Annotated in this window: 21 protein-coding genes; 9 read left to right on the top strand and 12 right to left on the bottom strand. The window is 64.6% G+C overall.

What is annotated here, in order from left to right:
* The 6 genes from JOY90_RS35925 to JOY90_RS35900 all read left to right on the top strand — a co-directional run.
* The coding region (locus JOY90_RS35925; RefSeq protein ID WP_291695830.1) for an NAD-binding protein at positions 1-257 on the top strand (257 nt) is incomplete at its 5' end.
* 230 nt (positions 258-487) lie between these two features.
* Entirely contained in the window at positions 488-2,077 is a 1,590-nt protein-coding gene (locus tag JOY90_RS35920; protein WP_291695829.1) for a HAMP domain-containing sensor histidine kinase, read from the top strand.
* Positions 2,078-2,124: 47 nt separating this feature from the next.
* Positions 2,125-2,325 (top strand): DUF1289 domain-containing protein, encoded by a 201-nt coding sequence (locus JOY90_RS35915; RefSeq protein WP_291695828.1) that lies wholly within the window; start codon positions 2,125-2,127, stop codon positions 2,323-2,325.
* Between the two features lie 28 nt (positions 2,326-2,353).
* Positions 2,354-2,896 carry a TIGR02281 family clan AA aspartic protease gene (locus JOY90_RS35910; RefSeq protein WP_291695827.1) on the top strand — a complete coding sequence of 181 codons (543 nt, stop codon included), beginning with the start codon at positions 2,354-2,356 and terminating at the stop codon, positions 2,894-2,896.
* A gap of 93 nt (positions 2,897-2,989) precedes the next feature.
* On the top strand, positions 2,990-4,285 hold the full coding sequence (locus JOY90_RS35905; protein WP_291695826.1) for an O-acetylhomoserine aminocarboxypropyltransferase: 1,296 nt from the start codon (positions 2,990-2,992) through the stop codon (positions 4,283-4,285).
* Between the two features lie 3 nt (positions 4,286-4,288).
* Entirely contained in the window at positions 4,289-5,071 is a 783-nt protein-coding gene (locus tag JOY90_RS35900; protein ID WP_291695825.1) for an alpha/beta hydrolase, read from the top strand.
* 15 nt (positions 5,072-5,086) lie between these two features.
* Here the strand turns inward: JOY90_RS35900 and JOY90_RS35895 are convergent, their stop codons facing one another.
* The 11 genes from JOY90_RS35895 to JOY90_RS35845 form a co-directional block, all read right to left on the bottom strand.
* Positions 5,087-6,187: an LLM class flavin-dependent oxidoreductase gene (locus JOY90_RS35895; RefSeq protein ID WP_291695824.1), complete on the bottom strand. Its 1,101-nt coding sequence runs from the start codon at positions 6,185-6,187 to the stop codon at positions 5,087-5,089.
* A 156-nt stretch (positions 6,188-6,343) separates the two neighbouring features.
* Entirely contained in the window at positions 6,344-6,850 is a 507-nt protein-coding gene (locus JOY90_RS35890) for a GNAT family N-acetyltransferase (protein ID WP_291695831.1), read from the bottom strand.
* A 205-nt stretch (positions 6,851-7,055) separates the two neighbouring features.
* Positions 7,056-8,051 carry a tRNA dihydrouridine(20/20a) synthase DusA gene (gene dusA / locus JOY90_RS35885; RefSeq protein WP_291695823.1) on the bottom strand — a complete coding sequence of 332 codons (996 nt, stop codon included), beginning with the start codon at positions 8,049-8,051 and terminating at the stop codon, positions 7,056-7,058.
* 471 nt (positions 8,052-8,522) lie between these two features.
* Positions 8,523-9,614, bottom strand: a complete 1,092-nt coding sequence (locus JOY90_RS35880; protein ID WP_291695822.1) for an ABC transporter ATP-binding protein — start codon at positions 9,612-9,614, stop codon at positions 8,523-8,525.
* Between the two features lie 18 nt (positions 9,615-9,632).
* Complete coding sequence (locus JOY90_RS35875; protein ID WP_291695821.1) at positions 9,633-11,399, bottom strand: iron ABC transporter permease; 1,767 nt, start codon at positions 11,397-11,399, stop codon at positions 9,633-9,635.
* 10 nt (positions 11,400-11,409) lie between these two features.
* Positions 11,410-12,417, bottom strand: coding sequence for an extracellular solute-binding protein (locus JOY90_RS35870; RefSeq protein ID WP_291695820.1), 1,008 nt, complete (start codon positions 12,415-12,417; stop codon positions 11,410-11,412).
* 45 nt (positions 12,418-12,462) lie between these two features.
* The gene (locus tag JOY90_RS35865) at positions 12,463-12,876 is read right to left on the bottom strand and encodes a Rieske (2Fe-2S) protein (RefSeq protein ID WP_291695819.1); all 414 of its coding nucleotides are present in this window, start codon (positions 12,874-12,876) and stop codon (positions 12,463-12,465) included.
* A complete protein-coding gene (locus JOY90_RS35860; RefSeq protein WP_291695818.1) occupies positions 12,873-13,979 on the bottom strand; it encodes an amidohydrolase family protein in 1,107 nt (368 codons plus the stop codon). The genes JOY90_RS35865 and JOY90_RS35860 overlap by 4 nt, the downstream gene beginning before the upstream one ends.
* Positions 13,976-15,106: an amidohydrolase family protein gene (locus JOY90_RS35855; protein WP_291695817.1), complete on the bottom strand. Its 1,131-nt coding sequence runs from the start codon at positions 15,104-15,106 to the stop codon at positions 13,976-13,978. Before JOY90_RS35855 ends, JOY90_RS35860 begins: the two co-directional genes overlap by 4 nt.
* A 101-nt stretch (positions 15,107-15,207) precedes the next feature.
* Complete coding sequence (locus JOY90_RS35850; protein ID WP_291695816.1) at positions 15,208-16,251, bottom strand: extracellular solute-binding protein; 1,044 nt, start codon at positions 16,249-16,251, stop codon at positions 15,208-15,210.
* A 4-nt stretch (positions 16,252-16,255) separates the two neighbouring features.
* Positions 16,256-17,584 carry a Rieske 2Fe-2S domain-containing protein gene (locus JOY90_RS35845; protein WP_291695815.1) on the bottom strand — a complete coding sequence of 443 codons (1,329 nt, stop codon included), beginning with the start codon at positions 17,582-17,584 and terminating at the stop codon, positions 16,256-16,258.
* A gap of 183 nt (positions 17,585-17,767) precedes the next feature.
* Here JOY90_RS35845 and JOY90_RS35840 point away from each other — a divergent pair, with 183 nt between their 5' ends.
* A complete protein-coding gene (locus JOY90_RS35840) occupies positions 17,768-18,256 on the top strand; it encodes a MarR family transcriptional regulator (RefSeq protein ID WP_291695814.1) in 489 nt (162 codons plus the stop codon).
* Positions 18,257-18,389: 133 nt separating this feature from the next.
* Here the strand turns inward: JOY90_RS35840 and JOY90_RS35835 are convergent, their stop codons facing one another.
* On the bottom strand, positions 18,390-18,758 hold the full coding sequence (locus tag JOY90_RS35835; protein WP_291695813.1) for a MurR/RpiR family transcriptional regulator: 369 nt from the start codon (positions 18,756-18,758) through the stop codon (positions 18,390-18,392).
* Positions 18,759-19,052: 294 nt separating this feature from the next.
* On the opposite strand from JOY90_RS35835, the gene JOY90_RS35830 reads away from it, so the two are divergent.
* Together JOY90_RS35830 and JOY90_RS35825 are read left to right on the top strand one after the other, a co-directional pair.
* Positions 19,053-19,484 (top strand): ABC transporter permease subunit, encoded by a 432-nt coding sequence (locus JOY90_RS35830; protein WP_291695812.1) that lies wholly within the window; start codon positions 19,053-19,055, stop codon positions 19,482-19,484.
* Between the two features lie 581 nt (positions 19,485-20,065).
* Positions 20,066-20,578, top strand: coding sequence for an amino acid ABC transporter permease (locus tag JOY90_RS35825; RefSeq protein WP_291695811.1), 513 nt, complete (start codon positions 20,066-20,068; stop codon positions 20,576-20,578).
* Positions 20,579-20,601 lie beyond the last annotated feature (23 nt).

Genomic DNA, 20,601 nt, shown 5'->3' with positions numbered 1-20,601 from the left:
TCGACACCATCTCCAAGGGCGCCGCGCAGTCCTGGCAGATGGAGAACCGCTACAAGACCATGAACGACGGCAAGTATGATTTCGGCTTCGCCGTCGAATGGATGCGCAAGGACCTCTCGATCGCGATCGCCGAATCCCGCCGCAATGGCGCCCACCTGCCGATCACGGCGCTGGTCGACCAGTTCTATTCCGAGGTCGAGAAGATGGGCGGCAGGCGCTGGGACACGTCGAGCCTGCTGGCGCGGCTGGAGCGGTAGGCACTCGACTTGCCGTTCGTTCAGAAGCTCTTTCCGGCGCGCCCGGAGAGCTTCTTTGCGTTGGGACGCTGCCCCGCGCAATGACGGCGGCGAGGCCTCCGCCCAAGGTTAATTTTAACCTCCGGTTAACGAGATTTTTTACCGCTTTAAGGCAAGCATTAACGAGTTGTTGCCAGAGATAGACGATGCAAAGGGGCCCGCCTGGCGGCGGGCGGGACTTGTGTCGTTTGATGAGTAAACCCGCTGAAAAGCCCGAGGTCGTGCAGCTTCCGGAAGCCCCGGCGGCGATGTCGGCGACCAGCCGCAGAGCGGCGGCCCAGCGGGTGCGCGAGGCGCGCGACCGGTTAACGTCGACCAGCGGAACCCGCCCCGCCTTCGACCGCGAACTGCTCCGGCAATACGCCCAGACCCGCATCTCCGCCTCCTTCGTCGTGATGCTGCTGGTGGTCGCGGCGGGCCTGCTGTTCGGCCTCTGGATCCAGCCGGTCACGGCGGTCTGCTGGACCTTCGGCGTGCTCTGCCTGCATGCCGCGATCGTGCGCGCCTGCGTGCGCTTCCTCGCCGAGCAGCCGTCGCTCGCTGCGACCCGAAAATGGCGCACGCGCTTCGTGGTACTCGACCTGCTCTACGGCCTGTGCTGGATGGCGATCCTGGTGCATCCATCGCTGGACGCGGTCTCCGGCACGCTGATGATGTTCCTGATGCTGCTGGTGGTCGCGGTCTCCAGCATGCTGGCCGCCAACCTGCCGATCGCGGCCCTCGCCGCCACCATGCCGATCGCGGTCGCGATCGCGCTGAATCTCGCGCTCTCCGGCTCCTTCGACAATTGGGTGCTGGCGGCGCTGGCGCTGGCCGCCGAGGGATATTTCACCCTGCTCGCCCATCGCCTGCACTCGACGACGCTCGCGACGCTCGAAGCGCGCGCCGAGAAGGACGCGCTGATCGGCGAGCTCGAGCAGGCCAAATCGATCTCGGACGAGGCGCGCTACCGCGCGGAGGCCGCCAATGTCGCCAAATCCCGCTTCCTCGCCCAGATGAGCCACGAGCTGCGCACGCCGCTGAACGCGATCCTCGGCTTTTCCGAAGTGATGAAGAGCGAGATCTTCGGCGCGCATGCGGTCGCGGTCTACAAGGAGTATTCGGCCGACATCCACAATTCCGGCGTACATCTGCTGAACCTGATCAACGAGATTCTCGACCTGTCGCGCATCGAGGCCGGCCGTTACGAGCTCAACGAGGAAGCGGTGTCGCTGGTCAATGTCGTCGCCGACTGCCACCATTTGATGAAGTTGCGCGCCTCCAGCCGCGGCATCACCATCCACGAGGTGTTCGAGCAGCGCATGCCGCGGCTCTGGGGCGACGAGCGCGCCATCCGCCAGATCGTGCTCAACCTGTTGTCCAACTCGATCAAGTTCACCCCGCAGGGCGGCGAGATCTGGCTCAAGGTCGGCTGGACCGCCTCCGGCGGGCAGTACCTTTCCGTCAAGGACACCGGCCCCGGCATCCCCGAGGACGAGATTCCGATCGTGCTGGCCTCGTTCGGCCAGGGCTCCAACTCGATCAAATCGGCCGAGCAAGGCGCGGGCCTCGGCCTGCCGATCGCAAAGAGCCTGATCGATCTGCATGGCGGCACCTTCACCCTGAAGTCGAAGCTGCGGATCGGCACCGAGGTGATCATCACCTTTCCGCCGGAGCGGGTGATGGCGGCGCTGGCGCCGGTCGCAAGCGAGGACGACGCGCCGCCGCTGCAGCCCGAGACAACGCCCGAGGAGAAGAAGCGCCCGCGCCACAAGCCGATCATGAGCGCCGGGACCGGATGAGACGAGGCGCTTGCATTCGCGCCGCACTCCCCGTCACACTCCAGAGTATGAGCCAGGACACGCCGTGCATCGCCGTCTGTATGATCGATCCCAGGACCAGTCTCTGTTCGGGCTGCGGGCGGACCCTGCCCGAGATCGCGCGCTGGCCTCGCATGGAGCGCGCCGAGCGGCTGGCGCTGATGGCGCTGCTGCCACGGCGCATGCTGGAGGCCGGATTGGTCCCGCCGCAGGCCGGCGAGGCGCGTTGACGCGCGCCCTTCACGCGGGAGGCGCGCGATGAGCCGCCTGACCCGGATCCTGCTTCTGCTCGGCGTCACCGCCGGCGTGGTTGCGGTCTACAAGAATCCCGAGCAGACCGCGCGCGCCAGCGAGACCTTCTCCGCGGCGCTGCGGCACCGCGCCGTGGCGTCCTCCCATTCCGAGACATCGTTCCACGCGGTGCAGATCCCGCGCGGCCAAGGCGGCGCCTTCGCGCTGCATGCCCGGATCAATGGCGTCGCCGCGCCAATGGTCGTCGACACCGGGGCGACCTCGGTCATCTTGACCTACGAGACCGCGAAGGCCGCCGGCTTGCCGCTGGAAGTGCTGGAATACGACGTCGACCTGGAAACCGCGGGCGGCCATACCCGTGCCGCGCGGCTGACGCTCGACCGGCTCGCGATCGGCAAACTGGTCGAACGCTCGGTGCCGGCGCTGATCGTGCCGCACGGGCAGATGAAGACCAATCTGCTCGGCATGAGCTTCCTCGACCGGCTGGAGAGCTGGGAGGTCCACGCCGACCAGCTCGTGCTGCGCGGCTATCCCGCGCCGAAGACCTGACCTCGACCCGCCGCGGACAGAAGCCGCTGACGTCGCGCGCCGTTTGTGGCAGAACGGGACGACGTCTTGTGCCGATCCAGCAGCGAGCTCGACATGCCAGCTCCAAAACCGCCCGCGTTCGAAACGCTCAGCCTGCACGCAGGCCAGCATCCTGATCCCGCAACCGGCGCCCGCGCGGTGCCGATCTACCAGACGACCTCCTACGTGTTCCAGGACGCCGAGCATGCGGCGGCGCTGTTCAACCTCGAGCGCGCCGGACACATCTATACGCGCATCTCCAATCCGACCACGTCCGTGCTCGAGGAGCGGCTGGCCGCGCTGGAAGGCGGCGTTGGCGCGATCGCGACCGCGAGCGGCATGGCGGCGATGCATCTGGCGATCGCGACCCTGCTCGGCGCCGGCGACCACATCGTTGCCTCCGCCTCGCTCTATGGCGGCACAATCAACCTGCTCGCGCACACCTTGCCGCGCTTCGGCATCACCACGAGCTTCGTCAAGCCGCGCGACCTCGACGGATTCCGCGCAGCGATCACGTCCAAGACGCGGCTCGTGATCGCCGAGACCATCGGCAATCCCGGCCTCGAAGTGCTCGACATTCCGAGGGTCGCCGCCATCGCGCATGATGCAGGGCTGCCGCTCCTGATCGACAATACGTTTGCAACCCCCTATCTCAGCCAGCCGATCGCGATCGGCGCCGACATCGTCATGCATTCGGCGACCAAATGGCTCGGCGGCCATGGCATCGCGATCGGCGGCGCGGTCGTCGACGGCGGCCGTTTCGACTGGCGGGAGTCGGGCAAATTCCCGGTGCTGACCGAGCCCTATGCCGGCTATCACGGCATCGTCTTCGACGAGCAGTTCGGCCCTGCGGCCTTCATCATGCGCGCGCGCACCGAGGGCCTGCGCGACTTCGGCGCCTGCCTGTCGCCGACCAACGCGTTCCAACTGCTGCAGGGCATCGAGACGCTTTCCGTCCGCATGGACCGCCACATGCAGAACACGCATGCGGTGCTGGATTTCCTCAGAGGGAGCAAGGCGGTCGAGTGGGTGCTGCATCCGTCGCTGGAGAGCCACCCCGATCACGCGCTGGCAAAAGCGCTGCTGCCGCGCGGCGCCGGTTCGATCGTTTCGTTCGGCATCAAGGGCGGACGTGCCGCCGGACGCAAGTTCATCGAGTCGCTGCGGCTGATCAGCCATCTCGCCAATGTCGGCGACGCCAAGACGCTGGTCATTCATCCAGCGAGCACCACGCATCAACAGATGGACGCCGCGCAGCTTGCCGCCGCCGGCATCGGCGAGGAGCTGGTGCGGCTGTCGGTCGGCATCGAGGCGACGGCCGACATCATCGACGATCTCGGACAGGCGCTGCGCGCGTCGCAGAAGGTGTGATCCATGAAGCTCACGATCGACGGCCACGAGGCGTTCATCGCGACCGGAGGCCGGGACTTCGACGGCGCCCTGCCCACCGTCTTGCTGCTGCATGGCGCGGGCTTCGACCACACCGCCTGGGCGCTGCACAGCCGCTGGTTCGCCCATCACGGCTTTGCGGTGCTGGCTCCCGACTTGCCGGGACATGGGCGATCGGAAGGTCCGGCGCTGAAGAGTATCGGCGCGATGGCCGACTGGACCATCGCCGTGCTCGATGCCGCGGGCGTGCCGAGGGCGCACCTGATCGGCCATTCGATGGGATCGCAGATCGCGCTCGATGCCGCGGCGCGGCATCCACCGCGCGTCACGGCGCTGAGCCTGATCGGAACCGCCGCCACCATGACCGTCGGTCCCGACCTGTTGAAGGCGGCCGAGGCCAACGATCCCGCCGCAATCGACATGGTCTCGATCTGGGGGTTGGGCTTTGCCGCCGAGCTCGGCGCCTGCCGCGCGCCGGGACTGTGGATGCATGGCGGTGCCCAGAGCACGCTGCGGCGTTGCGCGCCCGGCGTGCTGTTCAGCGATCTCTCCGCCTGCAACGCCTATGCCGACGCACTGTCCGCGGCGGCGACGATCAGCGTCCCGACCACGCTCATCCTTGGTGAGAAGGACATGATGACGCCGGCGCGCGCCGGCAAGGCGCTGGCCGCAGCGATTCCGCAAGCGCGCACCGTCGTGCTGCCGGGCGCCGGCCACATGCTGATGGCCGAGCGGCCGGACGAGTTGCTCGCCGCGCTTGCAGGCTGATCACCAAGCGCGGATTCATTCCGCCGCCACGCCCTTGGCGGTCTGCCGCTCGGCGATCAGCTTGCGCGTCAGCGGGATCAGGGCGCGGCCATAGTCGATGGCATCGATCAGCGGATCGAAACCGCGGATCAGGAAGTGGCTGATGCCGAGGTCATGATAGTCGCCGAACACCTCGGCGACCTGCTCCGGCGTTCCGACCAGCGCGGTGGTATTGCTGTTGGCGCCGGTGAGTTTTGCGATCTCGGTCCACAGCCGCTTGTCGATGCGCGTGCCCTGGTCGGCCAGCGCCAGCAGGCGGCGCGCACCGGCGGTGGCGTGGCCGTCGGCCGGCCTGCGATAGCCGGTCTGGTCCTGCACCGCGGCGGCGCGTTCGAGGATCGCCTGCGCCTTGGCCCAGGCCCCCTCCTCGGTGTCGGCCAGGATCGGCCGCACCGACAGGCTGAAGCGCGGCGCCGGACGGCCATGCTTCGCCGCCGCCCCGGTCACCTTCGCGATCTGCTCGCGCACCTGCGCATAGGATTCGCCCCAGAGCGCGAAGGTGTCGGCATGCTTGCCGGCGACCTCGATCGCGCCGTCGGAGGCGCCGCCGACGAAAGTGTAGATGCCGCCCTTCTGCTGCGGCTTGATCAGCGAAAATCCCTTCTCCACCTTGTAGTACCTGCCGTTGTAGTCGAACGGCTTTTCGCTGGTCCATTCCAGGCGGACGATATCGAGGAACTCGCCGGTGCGGGCATAACGCTCTTCCTTGTCGTCGACGGTGTTGCCGTCCTGGCGCAGCTCAGTGGCGTTGCCGCCGGTGATGACGTGCAGCGAGACACGGCCGCCATGGAACTGGTCGAGCGTCGCGAGCTGCCGCGCCAACAGCGTCGGCGCGGTGAAGCCGGGCCGCTGCGCGATCATCACCTTCAGCGACCTCGTGATCTGCAGCACATGCTGGGCGACCTGCAGCGCGTCGGGCGCGGTGGAATGGAACGCGAGCAGCGCGCGGTCGAAGCCGGCGAGCTCATGCGCCTTCGCCACCGTCTCGATATAGAGCGGATCGAGCACCGGCCCGGCGCGGACCACGGTCTCGGACGAATTGTTGTTGGTGATGAAGCCGATGAACTCGATGGACATGGCTTAAGCTCCGGTTCCGCCCGCGGCCTGAAGACGCGCAAATGATGCGGCACGAACGCCAAACCGTCAATGAGACGGATTTTAGAATGTGCCGCCGGTGCGGACGAATATTTCAGCACCGTTCGCATCCGCGGTGAAACAATCTTTGCGCAGACACTAGCCGCCGAACTCCTCCGCCAGCATCAACTGCATGAAGACGAGATCGAGCCAGCGGTCGAACTTGCGGCCGACGGCGCGCAGATGACCGGTCTTCTCGAAGCCGAGCCGCGCATGCAGCCGCAAGGACGGCTCGTTGGTCGCCTCGATGCCGGCGATCATGACATGCTTCTTCATGATGCGGGCGCGCCGGATCAATTCCGCCATCAACGCATGACCGACGCCTCGCCGGCGCGCGCCATCGTCGACATAGACGGAATGCTCGATCGTGTGGCGATAGCCATCCCAGGGGCGGAACGGACCGAACGAAGCATAGCCGAGAACATCCGGCCCCTCGGCCGCGACCAGCACCGGATAGCCGGACTGCTGCCGCTCGGCGAGCCAGGCGAGCCGCTGCTCCAGGCTGGAGAGCTGCTCGTTCCAGATCGCGGTGGTGTGTGCGACCGCGTCATTGTAGATGCGCAGGATGCCGCATGCATCGGCGGCCACAGCCTCGCGGATGTCCATTTCCCCTCCCTTCGACATGGAGCAACCCGCATGTCGCATCATCCGCGGCGGCTTCGCAACATGGAAACCACGCGATGCGGCCGGTCGCATTCGAGAATGCCGGCCGTGAGACTGCCAATTACATCGTCATCGTGCGGCACTCATAGAGCGTTTTCCGCAAAGCTGGACACCGGCTTTCCGAAAGAAAATGCGACCGACAAAGGGATCAGGCCGCGATCGATGCGGCCGCGCGATCCTCGACCAGCGCGACCGCCGCCCGCAGCACCTCGAGACCCGCGCCCGGCTTTACGCCGTGCTCGGCGAGATGACGGCGGAAGGCGCGTGCGCCGGGCACGGCATGATAGGCACCGACGAGGTGCCTGGTGATGGCATGCAGCCGCGTGCCGCGCGACAGCTCGCGCGAGATATAGGGCATCATCGCCTCGAACACGTCCTTCATGGTCGCACATGGCGCGGGCTCGCCGAACAGCTCGGGATCGACCGCGAGCAGCCGCCATGGCTCCTGATAGGCCGCGCGCCCCAGCATGGCGCCATCGACCCTGGAGAGATGCGCCTGCGCCGCTTCGAGGCCGCCGATGCCACCGTTGATGATGATGGGGACGTCCGGCAGCGCCGCCTTCAGCCGATAGATGCGATCATAGTCGAGCGGCGGGATGTCGCGGTTCTCCTTCGGCGACAATCCGTTGAGCCAGGCCTTGCGGGCATGCACGATCAGCGCATCCGCGCCCGCGGCGACGACGCCGCGCGCGAGCCGGTCGAGCGCGATCTCCGGATCCTGGTTGTCGATGCCGATACGGCACTTCACCGTGACCGGAACCTTGACCGCGCGCTTGATCGCGGCAACGCAGGCAGCGACCAGCTCCGGCTCCGCCATCAGACAGGCGCCAAAGCGGCCGTCCTTGACGCGATCCGACGGGCAACCGACATTGAGATTGATCTCGTCATAGCCGAAGTCCTCGCCGATCGTCGCCGCCGCCGCGAGCTCGCACGGCGCCGAACCGCCGAGCTGCAGCGCCACGGGGTGCTCGCTCGCATCGAAGCCGAGCAGCCTGTTCCGATCGCCATGAATGACGGCCCCCGTCGTCAACATCTCCGTGTACAGCCGCGCGCGCCGGCTCATCAGCCGGTGGAACACGCGGCAATGCCGGTCGCTCCAATCCATCATGGGGGCACAAGAAAATTTCCACCTTAATTCATTCATTTCGTTGATCTGTGTTGGCTCCGTTCGATCCTATATCGCTCCTGCTCCAATGTCAGGCGAATGCTGAGAGCGCCCTCGTGAGTTCTTCGCTCACAGCGTCGATCGGTTGCAGCCCGTTGACGATCTTGAGCAGCCCTTATGACCGGTAGTATTCCGTAACCGGGGGCGTTTGCGCGCGATATGCCTTCAGCCGAGCCTCGAAGACTTCTGCATTATCGTCATGGCGCAGCCGCCTACGCATTTGGACGTCGAGCGGAGGATTACGATGCGCTTTATGTGACAACGGCGGGCCTTCGGTGCCATATCGCGGAGAGGTCCGGGGTGCCGGGCTGCTGCGACTTGTCGGACGCATCGGCCTCCTGACCGTTGGCGGCGGCCGCCATGAATTGACCGGGCTCGAGGCCTATCTGACTGAACCGGCGGCCAGGCAATCAGGTTCGGCGCCAGATTCGGCCCCTTGACTTGCTTTTCCTACGACGCCAAGGCCCAAGCCGCGCGTTCGTCGACCGTCACCGACATCCGCTCGCTGATCGGCGTCAGGGCCGGAATTTCGGCTCTGATGGCGTTGCCGTTTACCTCGATGGTCACGGCGCGCCTCGCCCCGTGGAAGCTCGACTGCACCACCCGGCCCGACAGCACCGCGCCGCCCTCGCCTGTCCCGCGTTTGTCATCCACAAGGCGAATGTTCTCCGGTCGGACCATGACGAACACGCTCGAACCTGCAGCCAACGCTGCGCCGGCGCGACAGGCGCCTTCCCAAGCCCCCCGCACCGACACCTCGAACTCGCCATCGCCGACGCGCACGCAGTCGACCACCGTAGCGGGCAGCAGGTTGGGCGAACCGAAGAAGCTCGCCACCGCGGCGCTGTGAGGACGCTGATAGATTTCCTCGGGCGCCCCGATTTGCAGAACGCGGCCGGCCTGCATCACGACGACCCGATCCGACAGCGCCATCGCTTCCTCCTGGTCATGCGTCACATAGAGGCTGGTGATGCCGAGCCGCTTCTGCAGCAGACGAAATTCGGATCCCATCTGCGCGCGAAGACGTGCGTCGAGATTGCTCAACGGCTCGTCGAGAAGCAGCAATGCAGGCTCGAAGACGAGCGCACGCGCGATCGCCACCCGTTGCTGCTGGCCGCCCGACAAGGCTGGCGCAGGCCGGTCCGCGTAGCCCTCCATCTCGACCAGGCGGAGCGCGGCCAACACCCGGTCCCGGATTTCGGTCCGCTGTGTCCGGCGCACCCGCAGCGGATAGGCCACGTTGTCGAACACGGTCATGTGCGGCCAGATCGCATAGGACTGGAACACCATGCCGAGCGCCCTGTGCTCGGCCGGCACGAACAGGCCCCGGTCCGCGTCGCTGACGACGCGGTCGCCGATCGAGATGCGGCCGCCGGTGTTCTGCTCCAGCCCCGCCACCATGCGCAAGGTCGTGGTCTTGCCGCAGCCGGAGGGCCCGAGCAGCGTGACGAACTCGCCTTCGTTCACGCGCAGGTCGATGCCGTTGACGGCAATGAAATCACCGAAATTGCGGCTGACCTTTTCGAGAACGACATTCGACATCGCCAGTTCCTCAACACATTACAGGGTGCTGATCCGCTTCTTGATCACGCCGAGCTGCACCCATCGAAACAGCACCACCAGCACCATCATGATCAGCCCGACCACGCTGACCTGCTCCGCATTGCCGTTGGCCCACAGCTTGAGCAGCACGACCGACAGCACTTCGGACCCGACTGAATAGAGCAGAACCGAGGCCGAGAGCTCGCGCATGATGCCGAAGAAGATCAGCACCCATCCGACCGCAAAGGACGGCCATGCCAGCGCGATCATGATGCGCCACATCGTTTGCAGCCAGCTTGCGCCATGCACGCGCGAACATTCCTCCAGGTCGTAGGAGAGCTGCGCATAGGCGCTCGACATTACCCGCACCGACAGCGGCGTTCCGAGCGAGATGTAGGCGAGCAGCAGCGCCCAGATCGTGCCATAGATGGGAATGGCATGCGGGAGCAGCGCGAAACCCCAGAGGAAGCCGACGCCGAGCACGATGCCGGGCATCATCCACGGCAGCCAGGCCATTCCATCGATCAACAGGCGGCCGCGCCACCGGGTGCGAACCGAGATGTAGGCCACCAATCCGCCGAGCACCATGGTCAGTGTCGCCCCGACCAGGCCCAATAGCATGGTGTTGCCAAAACCTCGCCAGAACTCTCCGCTGCCGAACACCGCCCGGTAATGCTCGAGCGTCAGCATGTCCCATTCATAGAAGCCGAAGAACTTGAAGAAAGAACCGATCAAAAGCTGCGAGACCGGAAGCGCGACGGTCACGACAAAGAACAGCGCACAAAACGCAAAGGCGACCCAGCGCCACTTTCCAAGCCTGACGATGCCGGGCGAGTAGCCTTTGCCGCTGACGGTCGTGAAACTGCGTCCCTTCAAGAGCTTCCACTGCAGGATCACGATGAGGAACAGCAGCATCATGATGACGAAGCTGACGGAGGTGGCGTATTGATATCTCGGCGGCGAGCTCTGGTTGATCGCGTCGTAGATATCCGTGGTGATGACGCGGATGCCGGCCGGCGAGCCGAAGAAAAGCGGCGACTCGAAATTCTCGATGCCGCGAATGAAGCTGAGAATGGCGGCACCGGTGAGCGCGGGCAGCATCAGCTGCAAGGTGACCGTCCGGAAGGTGCGCCACCGCGACGCCCCGCACATGCGCGCCGCCTCCTCCAGGCTCGGGTCCATGGCCCGAAACGCGTCGACGATCAGGAGGAACAGGAACGGCACGGAATATTGCATCATGTGCCAGACCACGCCGCCATAGGAATAGACGTTGATCGGCGCGCTGCTCGATCCGGTCACCCCTTGATAGAGCTGATTGAGCAGGCCGACCTGCGGATTGCCCAGCATGCCCCAGGCCATCGCCGTCAGGATGGGCGGAATAAAGAACGGCAGCGTGACCAGGACCTCCAGCGCGCCGCGAAACGGCGTGTCGGTGCGCGCCAATATCCAGGCCAGCGACACGGCAAGCACGAGCGACGGAATGGTCTTGGCGAGCGAAATGCCGACCGTGTTGAGAAGCGCGAGCAGGCTCTGCCTGGTCAGCACGTCCTGATAGCCGTCGAGATTGAACGTACCCGCCATGCCCGGCGGCGTCGAATGCAGGCTGCCATAGAGCAGCATCGACAGCGGATAGATCGTCAGGAACGCGAGAACGAAAATGATCAGCGCCAGGGCGGCCGTTCGGCCCAAAGCTGTTCCCTGCAGCCGGCGCAGCTTCGCCGGCCAGCCCGCCCGCGACGGCGTTCGGCCGACGCTCACCACGCGATCATCTGTCGAAACGGTCATGAGACCCGTCTCAGGGATAGAGCTTCTTCGCCAGCGCCATCATCGACGGGCGCTCCGCGAGCTTCGCGGGGCCGATCAGCTTGGCATTGGCAAAGCCCTGCGCGTCCGGATTGGCGCGTTCGGCGACGCCCGCAACGACCGGAGGCATCCAGGCGTTGGCATAAATCAGCTGCGACTCCATCGAGAGGAAATGCTGGACGAAAAGCCGGCCCGCGTTCGGGTGAGGCGAGTTCTTCAGAACGGCCAGATCCATCTCGGCGTAGGGCGCACCTTCCTTTGGGATGACGACCTTGACGGGAAGTCCCTTCAGGTCCGAGGTGAAGGCAAAGATCTGGGGAACATAGATCGCGTATTCTCCGCGTGCGACGCGCCGCGCATCGTTGCGCATATCGCGGCTGAACACCGGCTTCTGCTCGGCGAGCTTCTCGTTGAAGTCCGCGCCCATATGATGCTGGAGGATCGCGAACATCGTGTTGCCGCTGCCCAACGGCCGCATGTCGTCGGAGAGGATCTTGCCCTTCCACTTCGGATCGTTGAGATCGTTCCAGCTGGTCGGCACCTCGTCCTCTTTCACCAGGCGCGTATTGACCAGGATGCCCACCGGCTGGACGAAAGCGGGCACGCTGTATTCGTTGGCGCGGAACGGCGGACGAAGATTGGCGGCATTCGGAACAGGCGGCAGCTTCTCGATGAAGTCTCCATTCTGTCGCTGTTCCTCGATCATGGTCGTCGTGATGATCTCGATGTCGCCGAGGTAGCGGCCGGCCGATTGTTCGGTGCGGATCCGCTCGGCCAGCTCGCTGGCGCGCAGGTCGAGACTTTCGACGGGAATGCCGTATTTGACTTCGAAGGACTTCAGGACCGCCACGAAATACGGCGCGCCAAGCGCCATGTCATAGACGACGACCTTGCCCTCCTTCTTCGCGGCGTCGACCACGGCATCCCAGGATTCCTCGGCCTGCGCGGGCACGACCAGGCCCGCCAGGCAGGCGAGAACAACAGCCCAAAGCGCTTTCACCAATCACCCTCCCACATTTCCGCTTCTCGTCCGCGAGCTGACGAACTAGACGTCAAGCACCACATAATGCTTTTCAATCGACACCGGGAATGTCTCGGCTCGGAGCGGTCCTTCAGTGAACACACTGCCCGGCTCGACTTTCAGATCGTAGCTTCTCACCCTGGTCCGGTCAGGCTCGCACCAGGATTTCCCGGTCCGCAAGTCGAATTCCCAACCGTGCCAAGGGCAACGCACGAGTTCGCCGCGCCGGCTGAGCTGATACGAGCCGGGTTCGCTTGCCTCGACAAGGCCAACGCTCCGCCCCCTGCACAGGGACGCGCCGTTGTGAGGGCAACGGTTCCCGATGCCGAAAAACTCGCCGCCGACGTTGAATATTCCGATCTCGCGCCCGTCGACCGTCACAAGCATTCGCGCGCCCGGCGGAATCTGGTCCACGGTCGCAACGACATGACGGGTCACGCGTCGAGCCCGTAGAATTTGCGCGCATTGGCATGGAGAAGCTGATGACGCTGGGTCTCGGTCAGGTTCGCCTTGAAGGCGGTGCGAGGATCGTCATAGTCCCAATGCGGATAGTCGGTCGCAAACAGCAGGCGATCCCAACCGATCCGCTCGAAGAGGTCGAGAAGCGTCGCCGAGCTGCCTGTCTCCTCCATCGGCTGTGTCGTGAACCAGACGTGCTCACGAACGTATTCGGACGGCGGCCGCTTCACGTGAGGCACCTCGCTGCGCAGCCGGTTCCAGTGCTTGTCCATTCTCCCGCTGAGCGAGGGTATCCAGCCGAGACCACCCTCCATGATCACGACGCGCAGCTTCGGAAACCGTTCGAACACGCCCTCGAAGACGAGGCTCGCCACCACGGCCTGCATGGCCTGCGCGACCATGTGATGTTCTTCCATGTAGTAGGACGGCCAGCCGCCGGCGGCGGAAGGATGACCGCCGGTGCCGCCGACATGAACCGTGATCGGCAGGTCGTTGCGTATGGCGGCCTCGAAGATCGGCCAGTAGCGGCGCCGCCCGAGCGGCTCATCGGTGCGGGGCAGGATGAGGATTTGCGTGAAATTGTGATCGCCGCCACGGGCATCGATCTCGGCGACCGCGCTTGCGGTGTCCTCCTGCGTGACGAGGACCGAGGCTCTCAGGCGCGGCTCCTGCCTGACCCAGCGTTCGACCTGCCAAGTGTTCATCGCCCGCGTCAGCGCGGCTCCGAAATCGAGATTGCGCTGGCTGCCCGGATTCCAGCGCAACGGAATCAACATACCGATCTCGACGCGATTCGGGTCGAGATGCTGTTTCTGCATCAGCTTGAGACTCGATCCGGGAGGACCACCCTCCTCCGGATAGGCATCGACCCTCGCCGCATCCGGCGACATGCGCGGGTGAGACAGCGCCTCCGAAAACGCGTGGCGCAGATGACTGCCATAGATCGTGAGGTGCTCGATCCACCTCTTCTCCAAAAATGGATGCACCTCGGTCCAGGACGTCATGGCCGGATGAATGTCGCAGTCGATGACCTGAAGCCTGTGCTTGGCCGGCTGGCTTCGCTCCACGTCGGTGATGCTCATCGCGCGATCTCCATGGCACGGTCCGCCTTCGACAATCGCGGATAGGTGGCGAGCGCATTTTCGCTCGTGATCTTCCGGAACAGCGCGTCGGGGACGCCCGACGGCAGCGCCGCATCGCCGTCGAATTGCCAATGCGGATAGTCGGTCGAGAACAGGAACAGATCGTCCGACCGCAGATGGTCGACGAGCCTCATGATCGCCGCCCGCTCGTCGGCGGCGTCGATCGGCTGCACCGTGAAGCGGATGTGGCCACGAACGATCTCCGACGGCGCGCGCGTGACCCAGGGAACTTCGGCGCGCACGCCCTTCCAGGTCTTGTCCGAGCGCCAGATGTATCCACTGAGCCAGGTCAGACCGGATTCGATGGCGACGACCTTCAGCCGCGGGAATTTTGCAAACACACCCTCGGCGATCATGCTTTGGAGCTGATTCTCGAAGGCCGCCGACTGGGCGATGTAGTCCTCGACGTAATAAGAAGGCCACCCGATCGGGGTCGGCGCGTAGCGGTAGGCGCTGCCGGCGTGGATTCCGATCGGCATTTCCAGCCGCTCCGCCAGCCGATAGATCGGCCAGAGCTGGCGCCGGCCGAGGGTCACTTCGCCGGAAACGAGCATCAAGACCTGCACGAAGCGGGAATCGTCGGCCCTGCGCTCGATTTCGGCGACCGCAAGCTCGGTGTTGTGCGCCGGGATCACGATGGAGGCACGCAGCCTCGGATCACGGCTGAGCCACTCGTCGCGGATCCAGTCGTTCGTCGCCCGGCAAAATGCGGCGGCCATGTCCTCACTGTGGAAGACCTGCGCGCCGTAGAGGCAATTGAGAATCCCGTAACGCGGCCGATAGCGATCGAGCACGTGCTCCCGCATCGCCTTCAGCGATGATCCCGGCTTGGCTCCGCCATCGATCGTCCAATCGGGACGGCAGGAGATCGGCGCATTCTGCGGATAGCTGGTGAGGCTGAGATTCAGCCGGTCGAGTGCGCGGACCGATATCATCTCGCGCCAGTAGTCGTCGAGATACGGCAGCAAGGCACTCATCGAGGGCACCGCCGGATGCAGATCGCAATCGATCGCACCAGCATATCGCATGGGGAGGTCGGCGCCGGCCGTCTGTTGCTCTGTTGCCATCAACTCTCCACCCGTTCGATCCCGAGCGCCACAGTTCGTCGTCGCGTCGATCGATGCTCAGCAACGGATCCAATCGGGGACGACCCAGGCGGTGGCCGCCCTCACTTGTAGATCTCCTTGGCCACGGCCAGCACCTTGTCCATCCGCGTGGCATCGGTTGTGCCGAGAAGCTCGCTCTTCTCCAGCGCAGCCACTGACGCATCGACCTCGGACAGCGCGTCCGACGTCACCGGCAACAGGCCGAGATTGGCAAACGCCTGCTGCATCTCCCGTCCGAGATAATACTCCATCAGCAGACGCGCGGCGTTCGGATGCGGCGAATTCTTCAACAGCGCCAGGTCGTAGCCGACATAGGGCAGCCCCTCCTTCGGCACCAGGAACTTGACCGGCAGCCCCTTCAGCTCGGGAATCGAGGTCAGGCTCACCGGAAGGTACAGCGGCAGCTCGCCGCGCGCGATGCGCCGCTCGTTGGCCGGGATCTCGCGGCTGAATTTGATCTCCTGGGCCGCGAGTTTCTCATGGAAGTCGCGACCGAAATGTTCTTCAAGCGTATAGAACAGCACGCCGCCACCGCCGAGCGCCCGGAAATCATCGGCCAGAATCTTGCCCTTCCAGCGGGGATCCGTGAGGTCGAGCCAGCTCTTGGGTTCGTCATCCGCCTTGACCAGCCTTGAATTGGCGAGAATGCCATAGACGATGGCAAAGACCGGCAGGCGGATGTCGTCGGCGCGGAAATCGGGTTTCAGATGGCCGAGACTCGGCAGGGGTCCGTGCGAACTGAACACCTGGTCCTGCTCGATCTGCAGCGTAGTGGTGGTGCGTCCATTCTCAGAGACATCGGCGGCGAAGCGGCCGGCCGCGTGCTCGATGCGGATCCGTTCGCGCACTTCGCTTGCACGGGCTTCCAGGATATCCACGGTGATCCCGTACGTCGCCTGGAAGTCCTTCTTCAGCTGCTGATGCGCCGCAAGACCGACGAAGGCGCTGTAAAGCACCACATGGGCTTCCTTTCTTGCGGCCTCCACGACCTTGTTCCAGTCGTCCTCCGCCCGCGCGAACTCCGGCGCGGCCACCATGGCCGAGCCAGCCGCGAGCCCAAGCAACGCCGCACGGCGCGTGATGCAGGCGCGACCGGAAGACGGCATCGCGCTACTCCGCGGCCTGCCGACCCGGCGCGGGCCAGCGGACCGCCGCCTTCAACTGCTCCTGATAGGCGTCGAGCCATTCAATCCTGTCGTCGGCGTAGAATGAGCCCGCGCGGGCATTCCAGAACACCTCTGCATCATCGACACCCGGAGGTACCGTGCCGCTCTCGGCGAAGCTGCGGGCCGCCGTGAGCAGCCGGCGCCGCGTGCGCGAGATCATGATGTCGCTCGGCGCAAGGTGCTCCTTGGTGTGGTCCACGATCGGCCCCATGCTTTCGGTCACCGCCTGGTCCTGCATCACGATGTTGCGGATACCGGAATAGATCCGGTTGGCGCGCATCGCCTCCCGGTCGATCTGCCAATCGTTGTCCAGATTCTGCACCGGGCGCCAACGCCCGAACCAGTCAGTGGTATTGGGCAGATAATCGAGCGGTTCGACACCGCCTATGCCCGTCCCCGACTTCAACTTCGAGGAGGAGTACGTAGCGCCCTTCGCCCGACCGCCGTAGATCGAGATCAGCATCGTGTGGCTGTCGTCCATCGGCACCCAGGCCTTGGCGACGACGTGATCGGCAAAATCGGCATTCGGCGTTTGAGTCCAGAACGGCAGGCAGAAATGTGCCATGCGCCAGTGCATCCTGCCGTTTGGTTCCGGCCGGTAGGCGCCGTACATTGTGCCCCATTCGGTGTCCGTGACCTTATATTCGGGCGCCCGGTTGGCGACGGTGTGACGCGCCGGATGCCCCTCCTCGAAATCCTCGACCTTCACATGGCCGGCGTGGAGGAATCCGAAATGCGAAGTGTCGATGTCCCCTTCCAGCCCCTGCAACCAGTTTGCGTCGCGCTGCAACATCGTCACGGTGAGGTCCTGCTCGGGAACGAACAGCGCCTCGAGCATCGGCATTGGCGGCGCTTCGACACGCGCGCCCATATAGACCCAGATGAGTCCGGCGGCCTCACGCACCTTGTAGGCTTTCGCGCGGACCTTCTCCTTGAAGTCCTGCGGCGGGGACACGTTGGGCATTTCGAGGCAGCGGCCTTCGACGTCGAACTTCCAGCCATGATACACGCAGCGAATGCCGTTCTCCTCGTTTCGTCCGAGGAACAGCGAGGCGCAGCGATGCGGGCATTGATGGTCGAGCACGCCAATGCGGCCCGAACTGTCGCGGAACGCGATCAGCGCTTCTCCGAGCAGCATCAGCCGCATCGGATCGCCATCTGGTTTCAATTCGGAGGAAGCGGCGGCAGGGATCCAATATTGCCGCATCATCTCGCCCATGACCGTACCGGGACCGACCCGCGTCAGATCGTGGCCGTCGATTGCCTTGGACATGGCATTCTCCCTTGTTGCAGCGCGGCACCGGACTCGCTGGTCTAACGACGCTTTTATTGCTTGCATTATGCAAATATTATCATCAGCGTCAACAAGCCGGACTTTCCCGGACCGGGGAATTCGTCAGGTCGCAGAATGCACGCGTGACCATGGTCGCAGACGTTTCGGGAAATCTCGCATTCAATGAACAAATCAAAGACTTCGCTGCCTCTGGAAAACTGGATCGGCTACCGGTTCAGTCTCATTTCGGCCCGGCTCGGCAATTTCGTCGCGCCCATGTATGCAGACCGCCACGACCTCACGATGCCGGCGTGGCGCAGCCTTGCGGTCATTGCCCGGTACCAGCCGCTGACGGCGAGCCAGCTCGCCATGCGGACCTCCTCCGACGCCTTCAAGGTGGCGCGCGCCATCGAGCTGCTGGTCCGGCGGGGTCTCATCCATCGCGACCTGGACAAGAATGACCGGCGGCGCGCCAGCCTTCGCCTCACGTCAAACGGACGCAAAGTATATAAGGACATCGAGAAGTTCGTCGTCCGTGTCGAGAACGAGCTCGCCTCGGCGCTTGACGCAAACGAGCTCACGATGCTGCGGCAAAGTCTCGACAAGCTGGAACGGCAACTGGAGAGCCGAATCAGGACTCACGCCTGGGAAGAATTCATGAAGGGACCATGAACTTCTGCCGTGATGTGTGAGACCGGCAACGCCAACTACGAATTTGCCTACAAGGGCAGGGTCGTGTCGTTCAATACTGGCTAGGAGGCGGGTGCGGCTTCCATCGTCCCCGCACGGCGCCGGAAACCGCGCATCACCGACGCCTGCGAGATGACGGCCTGCCGAACATCTTCCGCGGCGGGTTCGCGACGTATTCGCCGGACTCGCGGATGTCGTCCTCGTTTCGTTGAATCTGCTCGAGAGCCGCCGATCCCAGCGTGGAGACGGTCAGCGCAACCAGAATGTTGCCGATCAGGTAGGCCCCCGCGATGCAGTCCGGGAAGGCATAGCTCTGCACTGTCGTCAGGAACACATGCTCGGCGATGAGCGCAATCGGCGCATTCTCACTGTCCGTGATGGCAATGATCTTGGCACCGCGGGTGCTGGCGTTCTGCGCCACGGCAAGCGTCACGCGGCTATAGGGATAGGTCGAGAACGCGACAACGACGTCCTTTCGGCTCATCGTGCCGAATTCGAGCCCGGATCCGCCACCGCTGTCGAGCAGCTGCGTGTCCGGTTTCACTTTCCTGAGAGTACAGCGAATAGGCGGCGGCGAAGAACGGCCGGCGACCGATCACGAAGACCCTCTCCGCGTCCACCAGGGCTTGAACGGCAGTCCTGAGCTCGACCTCTTTCAAGCCTGCGATCGTCGCCCGCTGCGCCTCGAATTCGCGCTCGGCGAACTGGACCGCGCGCCCTCCTTCTGGCCGAGCGAGACCAGCTCCGCCGCCCGTCCCTGCTGGCAGGCCGCAATTTCGTGGGCGGCCACACGATCTCACCCGAACTGACGGCGCTCGTCCTCGGTCTCACCATCTACTATGCCGCCTTCATCGCCGAGATCGTGCGCAGTGGCATTCTGTCGGTCCCCAAGGGGCAATGGGAAGCGGCCGCCGCGCTTGGCCTGGGATCGCTGCAAACGCTCCGCCTCGTCGTGCTGCCGCAGGCGCTGCGGCTGATGAGCCCGCCTGCAACCAGCCAGTATCTCGACCTTGCCAAGATGACTTCGCTCGCCATCGCGATCGGCTATCCCGATCTCGTGGCGGTCTCGAACAGCATCATCACCGACACTGGACGCGCGATTGAATCCGTAGCCATCATCATGGCCGCGTTCCTGCTCATCAACCTGTCGATCTCGTCGGTCATGAACCGGCTGAACCTGCAGGTGACGCTGGCAGGCCGGACGAAATGACCGCCACGCTCACAGTCGAGAGACGCAAGCCTGGCAGCGCGCGCGCACCCGGCTGCTCAGCCGGGCACGGTCGACCCTGTTTTCCAGCGTCAGTGGCAGTGCGACGACAACCGTGCTCGCGGCGCTCGCCCTGATGCTGCTCGCCCGCTTTCTCGATTGGGCTGTCGTCAACGCCGTATGGATATCGCCGGCAGGTAACTCGGCCCCGTGCCGCGCAGCCGGGGGGAGCGGCGCATGTTGGGCGCTGGTCGCGGAGAAATACCAGTTCATGCTGTTCGCGACCTATCCCTATGAAGAGCGGTGGCGGCCGGCAACCACATGCCTGATCCTCGTTGCGCTGTATGTCGTGAGCGCCATTCCGGCGTTCTGGCGCCGCAGCCTTCTGCTGGCCTGGGCCGCGGGGCTGATCGCGGTCGCAGCGCTGATGTGGGGCGGGATTGCGGGCCTGCCCTTCGTGCCGCAAAGCATGTGGGGCGGGCTCCCGGTGACCCTGCTGCTGTCGACCTTCGGCATCTTGCTGGCGTTTCCCGCCGGGGTCCTCATTGGGACGCCGGGCCGCCAACCTGCCCGCGATCCGGATCATGTGCGTCGGATATGTCGAATTGGTCAGGGGCGTGCCGCTGGTCAGCCTGCTGTTCATGGCGAGCTTCGTCTTCCCATTGTTTCTGCCCCGAGGCATGGAGATCGACAAGCTGCTGCGGGCGCAGCTCGCGCTGATCCTGTTTTCGGCCGCCTATATCGCGGAAGCGGTCCGCGGCGGACTGCAAAGCGTTCATATCAGTCAATACGAGGGGGCGGCCGCGCTCGGCCTCGGCTATTGGCGGACACAGATGCTGATCATCCTTCCGCAGGCGTTGCGGAATGCGCTGCCGACCCTCGTCAACACTTCGATATCCATCTTCAAGAGCACGTCGCTGGTCCTGGTCGTCGGCATTTTCGACCTCATCTCAGCCGGCAAGGCGGCGATCGTCGACCCTGCATGGCAAGGTTTCGGGCTCGAGATGTTCCTGATCATCTCCTTCATCTACTTCGTGTTCTGCTTCTTCATGTCGCGATACAGCCAGTATCTGGAGCGAAGAACCAGGTCGTCATAGAGCCACGGGGTCGTCATCGCCAG

Origin of the sequence: Bradyrhizobium sp., from assembly GCF_019242285.1 — a bacterium.
Lineage (GTDB): Bacteria > Pseudomonadota > Alphaproteobacteria > Rhizobiales > Xanthobacteraceae > Bradyrhizobium.
This window is presented reverse-complemented; position numbering and strand designations above follow the sequence as displayed.